The organism is Faecalimonas sp. (assembly GCA_029264305.1).
Classification (GTDB): domain Bacteria; phylum Bacillota; class Clostridia; order Lachnospirales; family Lachnospiraceae; genus Faecalimonas.
In genome coordinates this window covers 65,806-73,513 of sequence record JARICA010000015.1, presented here as the reverse complement: position 1 = coordinate 73,513, position 7,708 = coordinate 65,806, and the positions used below count along the sequence as shown (strand labels likewise).

Here is a 7,708-nt window from a genome sequence, read left to right as displayed (position 1 = left end):
TTGGTTCGAGTCCAACTTGGGGAGTTTATTTAAGAATAGAAAAAAGAGTGTAAGGCTCCTTGGTCAAGCGGTTAAGACATCGCCCTTTCACGGCGGTAACACGGGTTCGATTCCCGTAGGAGTCATTCAGACCACAAGATTCCTCTTGTGGTTTAAACAATTAAATATGGCGCCATAGCCAAGTGGTAAGGCAAAGGTCTGCAACACCTCTATCACCAGTTCAAATCTGGTTGGCGCCTTTTAGCATCGCAAATTTAATTTGTGATGCTTTTTTGTTATTTCAAAATAGAAAAGAGTGCATAAATGTATAAAATTTTTAAAAATTCACATTTTAATATAGGAAAGAATATATAGATGATTTTATAAAAGAAAATCTAAAAAAGGACATAAGTCCTTTTTTAGATTTATATAATCATATATAATTAAATTATATTAACTCGGAAACAAAATAGAAAGGAAGAAAAATAGTGAGTAAACAGAGAGTATTTTTAATTGTACTAGATAGTTTTGGAATTGGAAATGCACCTGATGCTATAAATTTTGGAGACGAAGGTGCAAATACGCTACACACAATTACACAATCTCCAGAATATTATACACCAAATATGAGCCGATTGGGTCTTTCATATATTGATGGCGTGGATTACTTAGAGAAGAAGGAAGAGGTTGTAGGAGCATATGGCAGACTTCAAGAGGCTTCGAAAGGGAAAGATACAACAATAGGACATTGGGAAATAGCAGGAATTATTTCGCCTAAAGCACTCCCTACTTATCCAAATGGATTTCCGAAAGAATTGCTAGATGAGTTTCAAAAAAGAACAGGAAGAGGAGTGCTTTGTAATCTTCCATATTCTGGAACAGATGTCATTCGAGATTATGGAGAAGAACATATTCGTACAGGAAAGTTAATTGTTTATACATCGGCAGATAGCGTTTTTCAAATTGCGGCACATGAAGAGATTGTTCCCGTAGAAGAGTTGTATAAATATTGTGAGATTGCAAGAGAACTTCTTACAGGTGAACACGGAGTGGGAAGAGTTATTGCACGACCTTTTACAGATAAGGCGCCGAATTTTAGAAGAACTGCAAATAGACATGATTTTTCGTTACTCCCACCTAAGAAAACAATGCTAGATCTTTTAGAAGAAGAAGGCTATGATACGTATGGTGTAGGAAAAATTTACGATATTTTTGCAGGAAAAGGAATTGCTCATACGCAAAGAATTGTAAATAATGTTGATGGCATGGAGAAGACAATTGCATTACAAGATCAAGAGTTTAATGGCTTATGTTTTGTAAATCTTGTTGATTTTGATATGCTATATGGTCATAGAAATGATGTTGAAGGATATGCTAAGGCGGCAACAACATTTGATAAACAACTTGGTTTATTTATGGATAGGATGAGACCAAATGATATTTTGATGATTACGGCAGATCATGGATGTGATCCAGGATTCAAAGGGACTGATCATTCAAGAGAGTGTGTGCCACTTTTAGTTTATGGGGAGTCTATTAAAGAAGGTGTAAATTTAGGCACTCGTAAAACTTTTGCTGATATTTCAGCTACAATTCTTGATATGTTTGGTGTAGAAATTACAACAGATGGAACAAGTTTCAAAGATGAGATATGTAAGTAGAGGTGTATGTGCATATGACGAATCGGGAATTACTAGAAGAAGCAAGGAAAGCACGACTTAAATCGTATGCGCCATATTCCAAATTTCAAGTTGGAGCGGCGCTATTGACGAAGGATGGGAAGGTTTATCATGGGTGTAACATTGAAAATGCTTCCTATACTCCTACAAATTGCGCTGAGCGTACTGCATTTTTTAAAGCAATTTCAGAAGGAGACATGGAATTTGAAAAAATTGCTATTGTTGGAGGAAAAGAAGGAACAAATGCAGATGATTTGTGTGCACCTTGTGGAGTATGTAGACAAGTTATGATGGAATTTTGTGATTTGGATGAATTTCAAATTATTCTTTCAGATGGGAAAGAGAATATAAAAGTGATGAGCTTGAAAGAAATTATGCCATATGGCTTTTCGCCGTCAAATTTGAAATAAAGTAAAAAGAAGGAGGAGAAAACGTGGAATATGTAATTGAAATGAACCATATTACGAAGCAGTTTGGGGAATTTAAAGCTAATGATGATATTACACTGCGAGTAAAGAAGGGTGAAATCCACGCTTTGTTGGGAGAAAACGGGGCAGGGAAATCTACGTTAATGAGTGTATTATTTGGATTGTACCAACCAGAACAGGGACAAATAAAAATTAATGGAAAAGAAGTGAAAATCAATAATCCAAATGATGCAAATGCGTTGGGAATTGGTATGGTTCACCAACATTTTAAATTAGTGCATAATTTTACTGTTTTGGAAAGTATTGTACTTGGACGAGAAACAACAAAGGGCGGAGTATTGAAGATGGAAAATGCCCGAAAGAAAGTTATGGAGTTAAGTGAACGTTATAAGTTTAAAATTGATCCGGATGCATATATTTCAGATATTACAGTAGGAATGCAACAGAGAGTAGAAATTTTAAAAATGTTGTATTGTGATAATGATATTTTGATTTTTGATGAACCAACAGCAGTATTAACTCCACAAGAAATTCATGAATTAATGAAAGTTATGAAACAACTTGTAGAAGAAGGAAAATCAATTATTTTTATTACGCATAAATTAAATGAAATTAAGGAAGTTGCAGATCGTTGTAGTGTCTTAAGAAAAGGGAAGTATATTGGTACAATTGAGGTTGCAGATACATCTAAAGAAGAAATGTCAGAAATGATGGTAGGAAGAAAAGTCAATTTTATCATCGATAAGAAGGAATCAAATCCGGGAGATGCTATCTTAGAAGTGAAGAATATGACAATTAAGAGCAAACATGGGAAAGATGCAGTGAAAGATGTATCTTTTGAAGTAAGAAAAGGTGAAATTGTCACAATAGCAGGTATCGATGGAAATGGTCAATCAGAATTGGTATATGGAATTACAGGAATGATGCCAATAGATGAAGGACAGATATTTTTAAAAGGGAAAGATATTACCCATGAAAGTATCAGAAAGAAATGCCTTGACGGTATGGCTCATATTCCAGAAGATAGACATAAAGATGGATTGGTTTTAGATTATAATTTGCAAGAAAACTTAGTATTGCAAACATATTTTACAGAACGTTTCCAAAAACATGGTTTTTTGAAGTTTGATGCGATTCGAAAATATGCAGAGGAACTCATCAAAAAGTTCGATATTCGTTCAGGGCAAGGTGCAGATAGTGTTGTTCGCGGTATGTCTGGAGGAAATCAACAAAAAGCAATTATTGCACGAGAATTAGACAGAAATCCGGAGATTGTTATTGCAGTACAGCCTGTTCGTGGATTAGACGTTGGAGCAATCGAATATATTCATAAACAATTAATTGCACAAAGAGATGCAGGGAAGGCTGTTTTACTTGTGTCTTTAGAACTAGATGAAGTAATGAATGTCAGTGATAGAATTTTAGTAATGTACGAAGGAGAAATTGTTGCAGATGTAAATCCGAAAGAAGTTACAACAGAAGAATTAGGATTATACATGGCAGGAGCGAAAAGGAGTGTGAATCATGGAGTATAAGAAAAAAGGCCTCTTTCAGCGAGAAGGTATGATTAGTTTCAGTTCCTCAATTCTTGCGATTATTTGTGGGCTACTCTTTGGACTTATTATTTTACTTGTTAGTAATCCAAGTCAGGCTTCTGGCGGATTTATGATGATCTTGCAAGGTGGTTTTACAGATGGAATGCAAGGAATCGGTCAAATGTTTTATTATGCAACACCGATTATTATGACAGGGTTGTCTGTTGGTTTTGCTTTTCAAACAGGGTTATTTAATATTGGAGCAGCAGGACAATTTACAATCGGTGCATTTGTTGCCGTTTTGATTGGAGTGAAATGTACATTCTTACCAGCAGGAATCCACTGTTTAGTTGCAATTTTAGGAGCCGCTTTAGCTGGTGCGTTATGGGGAATGTTACCTGGAATTTTAAAAGCATTTAGAAATGTAAATGAAGTTATTTCTTCAATTATGATGAATTACATTGGAATGTATCTTGTTAACCTTTTAATTCAGAAATTAATTTATGATCATGTTAAAAATCAGTCTATGGCAGTAGCAGATACAGCAAATCTTCCGAAGGCAGGATTAGATAAGATTTTCCCAAATACAGATATTAATGTGGGAATTATCATTGTTATTGTCTTTGTTGTTTTAGTTTATATTATTTTGAATCGAACAACTTTTGGATACGAGTTAAAAGCTTGTGGGAAAAATCAAAATGCAAGTAAATATGCAGGGATTAATGCAAAAAGAAATGTTGTTTTATCTATGGTGATTTCAGGTGCTTTAGCAGGTATTGGAGGAGCGCTGTTATATCTTGCAAATTCAGGAAAATATCTACAAGTATTGGATATTATTGCTCCAGAAGGATTTTCTGGTATTTCTGTAGCTTTGCTTGGTATGTCAAATCCAATTGGCATTTTGTTTGCAGGTCTATTTATTGGACATCTTACTGTTGGTGGATATAATATGCAGTTATTTGATTTTGCACCAGAAGTTATTGATATGATTATTGCAGCAATTATTTACTGTGGTGCTTTATCTTTACTTTTCAAAGGGATGATTAGTAAAATTCAACTTAGAAAAGAAAAGAAGAAAAAAGACAATCTTAAGAAGGAGGAATAAGAGGATGGATATTGTATATTTTATTATGCAGCAGACAATGTTTTTTGCAATTCCACTTCTGATTGTAGCAATTGGAGGGATGTACTCTGAACGAAGTGGTGTAATTAACATTGCATTAGAAGGAATTATGGTAATTGGAGCATTTTTTGGTATCTTATTTATCAATATGACTCAGGGAACAATGAGTGGTCAAGGATTACTATTAATTGCAGTAGTGATTGCAGGAGTTACTGGAGGAATTTTTTCTTTGCTTCATGCATTTGCTTCTATTAATATGAAAGCAGATCAAACAATTAGTGGTACTGCACTTAATATGTTTGCACCTGCATTTGCGATTTTTGTAGCAAGAATGATTCAAGGAGTACAGCAGATTCAGTTTACAGATACATTTCAAATTAATAAGGTACCATTTTTAGGTGACATTCCAATTATTGGACCATTATTCTTTAGAAATTGTTATATTACAACATATCTTGGTATTTTGATTTTTATTATTGCAGCATTTGTAATTAAAAGAACAAGATTTGGTTTGCGACTTCGTGCTTGTGGTGAACACCCAGGAGCAGCAGACTCAGTAGGGGTAAATGTATATAAGATTAGATATTCTGGTGTAATTATTTCAGGTGTTTTAGCAGGAATAGGAGGACTTGTATTTGTTGTTCCTACTTCAACAAACTTTAATGCCAGTGTTGCAGGGTATGGATTCTTGGCATTGGCGGTATTGATTTTTGGTCAATGGAGAAGTAATAAAATTTTTATGGCAGCATTTTTCTTTGGGGTAATGAAAACATTAGCAAGTGCTTATTCAGCAATTCCAGTGTTAAAAAGTCTTCCAATTCCAAATGAAGTGTATAAAATGATACCATATATTGCAACATTAGTTGTGCTTGCATTCTTCTCTAAGAATTCACAGGCACCGAAAGCAGAAGGAATTCCTTATGATAAAGGAATGAGATAAAGGAGGAAAACGCTATGAGAATGTATGATTTAATCATGAAAAAAAGAAATGGAGAGGCTTTAACAAAAGAAGAAATCCAGTACATGATTACAGAATATGTAAATGGCAAAATCCCGGATTATCAAATGTCAGCGTTTCTTATGGCAGTTTATTTTCGAGGAATGACTGAAGAAGAGACGCTTGCAATGACACTTGCAGTTGCACATTCAGGTGATATGGTCGATTTATCGGGCATTGAAGGAATGAAAGTGGACAAACATTCTACAGGAGGCGTAGGAGATAAAACGACACTTATTATTGCGCCAATTGTTGCTTCTTGCGGAGTGAAAGTGGCTAAGATGTCCGGTAGAGGATTGGGCCATACAGGTGGAACTGTAGACAAGATGGAATCTATACCAGGAATGCAAACATCTCTTGATAGAGAGAAATTTTTTGAAGTAGTCAATCAGACGGGACTTTCAGTAATTGGTCAATCTGGTAACCTTGCTCCAGCAGATAAAAAATTATATGCACTTCGAGATGTTACGGCAACGGTAGACAGTATACCTCTTATAGCAGTATCCATCATGAGTAAAAAATTAGCAGCAGGAAACGATGGTATTTTATTAGACGTAAAAACCGGAAGTGGCGCGTTTATGAAGACTGTAGAAGATTCGATTGCGTTAGCAAAAGAAATGGTGTCTATTGGTGAAAATGCAGGGAAGAAAATGGTAGCATTAATTACAAATATGGATATTCCATTAGGATATAATATAGGTAACAGTCTTGAAGTGATTGAGGCTGTAGAAACGTTACAAGGACGTGGCCCAAAGGACTTGACGGAAGTATGTTTACAATTGGCGGCCAATATGCTGTACCTAGCTAAAAAAGGAAATATTGAAGAGTGTAGACAACTGGCAGAAGATGCAATAAATAGTGGACGAGCATTAGAAAGGCTCATTGCTATGGTAGAAGCACAGGGAGGAAATGCAGATGTAATACGTGATACGAATAAGTTTGCAAAAGCTCCTTATCAGCGAGAAGTTTTAGCAGAAAAATCTGGATATATTGCGCATATGAATGCGGAAGGTTGTGGAATTGCTTCATCTATGCTGGGTGCAGGAAGAGAAACAAAAGATAGCGTGATTGATTTTACGGCAGGAATTGTTTTAAAGAAAAAGACGGGGGATGTTGTAAAAGAAGGAGATGTTTTAGCAATTTTATATACATCGAATGACTCTCTTTTTGAAAATGCACAGGAACAATATAGAAATTCTATAGTTATTATGGAGCAACCACCAAAAGAGGAACCGTTAATTTATGCAAGAGTAACTCCAAATGGAGTAGAAAAATATTAGGAGATGGTAAAATGAAAACAAGTGAAATTTTAAGTCATGTAGATCATACGATCTTAAAAGCATTTACAACATGGGAAGATATTCAGAAATTATGTGATGAAGCAATCGAGTATCAGACAGCGTCTGTATGTGTTCCACCAAACTATATAAAAAGAATCCATGATACTTATGGTGATAAAATTAATATTTGTACTGTTGTAGGTTTTCCACTTGGATATAGTACTACAAAAGCAAAGCTTGCTGAAGTAGAACAGGCAATAGAAGATGGTGTAGAAGAAGTGGATATGGTAATTAATATTACAGATGTAAAAAATGGTGATTTTGATAAGGTGACAGAAGAAATACGTAGTTTAAAACAGGCTGTTGGGGATAAAATTCTTAAAGTCATTATTGAAACATGCTACTTAACAAAAGAAGAAAAAATTGCAATGTGTAAAGCAGTAACAGAGGCAGGAGCAGATTATATTAAGACTTCTACGGGATTTGGAACTGCAGGAGCAACAATGGAAGATATTCTTTTGTTTAAGGAATATATTGGACCACATGTAAAAATGAAAGCTGCAGGCGGAGTAAAAAGTGTGGAAGATATGGAAGCCTTTCTAGAAGCAGGATGTGATAGAATAGGCACAAGTTCAGCAATTTCCCTTATTCAAGGGAGAGAAGGCAAAGATTATTAAAAACAAAAAG

At 35.0% G+C, this 7,708-nt stretch carries 7 protein-coding genes and 2 tRNA genes; all 9 read left to right on the top strand.

Features of this window, described 5'->3' with window-relative positions; all coding sequences use genetic code 11:
• Positions 1-53: 53 nt before the first annotated feature.
• Positions 54-125 (top strand) — tRNA-Glu (locus ACY2U7_RS04355).
• A gap of 43 nt (positions 126-168) precedes the next feature.
• Positions 169-239: transfer RNA gene (locus tag ACY2U7_RS04350), tRNA-Cys, on the top strand.
• Positions 240-467: 228 nt separating this feature from the next.
• The gene (locus ACY2U7_RS04345) at positions 468-1,640 is read left to right on the top strand and encodes a phosphopentomutase (protein ID WP_461812941.1); all 1,173 of its coding nucleotides are present in this window, start codon (positions 468-470) and stop codon (positions 1,638-1,640) included.
• Between the two features lie 14 nt (positions 1,641-1,654).
• Positions 1,655-2,068, top strand: a complete 414-nt coding sequence (cdd, locus tag ACY2U7_RS04340) for a cytidine deaminase (protein WP_461812940.1) — start codon at positions 1,655-1,657, stop codon at positions 2,066-2,068.
• Between the two features lie 23 nt (positions 2,069-2,091).
• Positions 2,092-3,621: an ABC transporter ATP-binding protein gene (locus tag ACY2U7_RS04335; RefSeq protein WP_461812939.1), complete on the top strand. Its 1,530-nt coding sequence runs from the start codon at positions 2,092-2,094 to the stop codon at positions 3,619-3,621.
• Positions 3,611-4,726: an ABC transporter permease gene (locus ACY2U7_RS04330; protein WP_461812938.1), complete on the top strand. Its 1,116-nt coding sequence runs from the start codon at positions 3,611-3,613 to the stop codon at positions 4,724-4,726. Before ACY2U7_RS04335 ends, ACY2U7_RS04330 begins: the two co-directional genes overlap by 11 nt.
• Before the next feature lie 4 nt (positions 4,727-4,730).
• A complete protein-coding gene (locus ACY2U7_RS04325; protein WP_461812937.1) occupies positions 4,731-5,684 on the top strand; it encodes an ABC transporter permease in 954 nt (317 codons plus the stop codon).
• Positions 5,685-5,698: 14 nt separating this feature from the next.
• On the top strand, positions 5,699-7,021 hold the full coding sequence (locus ACY2U7_RS04320; RefSeq protein ID WP_461815956.1) for a pyrimidine-nucleoside phosphorylase: 1,323 nt from the start codon (positions 5,699-5,701) through the stop codon (positions 7,019-7,021).
• Positions 7,022-7,032: 11 nt separating this feature from the next.
• Positions 7,033-7,698 carry a deoxyribose-phosphate aldolase gene (gene deoC / locus ACY2U7_RS04315; RefSeq protein WP_461812935.1) on the top strand — a complete coding sequence of 222 codons (666 nt, stop codon included), beginning with the start codon at positions 7,033-7,035 and terminating at the stop codon, positions 7,696-7,698.
• The last annotated feature ends 10 nt before the right edge of the window (positions 7,699-7,708 follow it).

Coding starts and splice junctions, on each gene's coding strand:
- ACY2U7_RS04330 (WP_461812938.1), top strand. CDS start 3,611: ATGGAGTATAAGAAAAAAGGCCTCTTTCAGCGAGAAGGTATGATTAGT.
- ACY2U7_RS04320 (WP_461815956.1), top strand. CDS start 5,699: ATGAGAATGTATGATTTAATCATGAAAAAAAGAAATGGAGAGGCTTTA.
- deoC (WP_461812935.1), top strand. CDS start 7,033: ATGAAAACAAGTGAAATTTTAAGTCATGTAGATCATACGATCTTAAAA.
- ACY2U7_RS04325 (WP_461812937.1), top strand. CDS start 4,731: ATGGATATTGTATATTTTATTATGCAGCAGACAATGTTTTTTGCAATT.
- cdd (WP_461812940.1), top strand. CDS start 1,655: ATGACGAATCGGGAATTACTAGAAGAAGCAAGGAAAGCACGACTTAAA.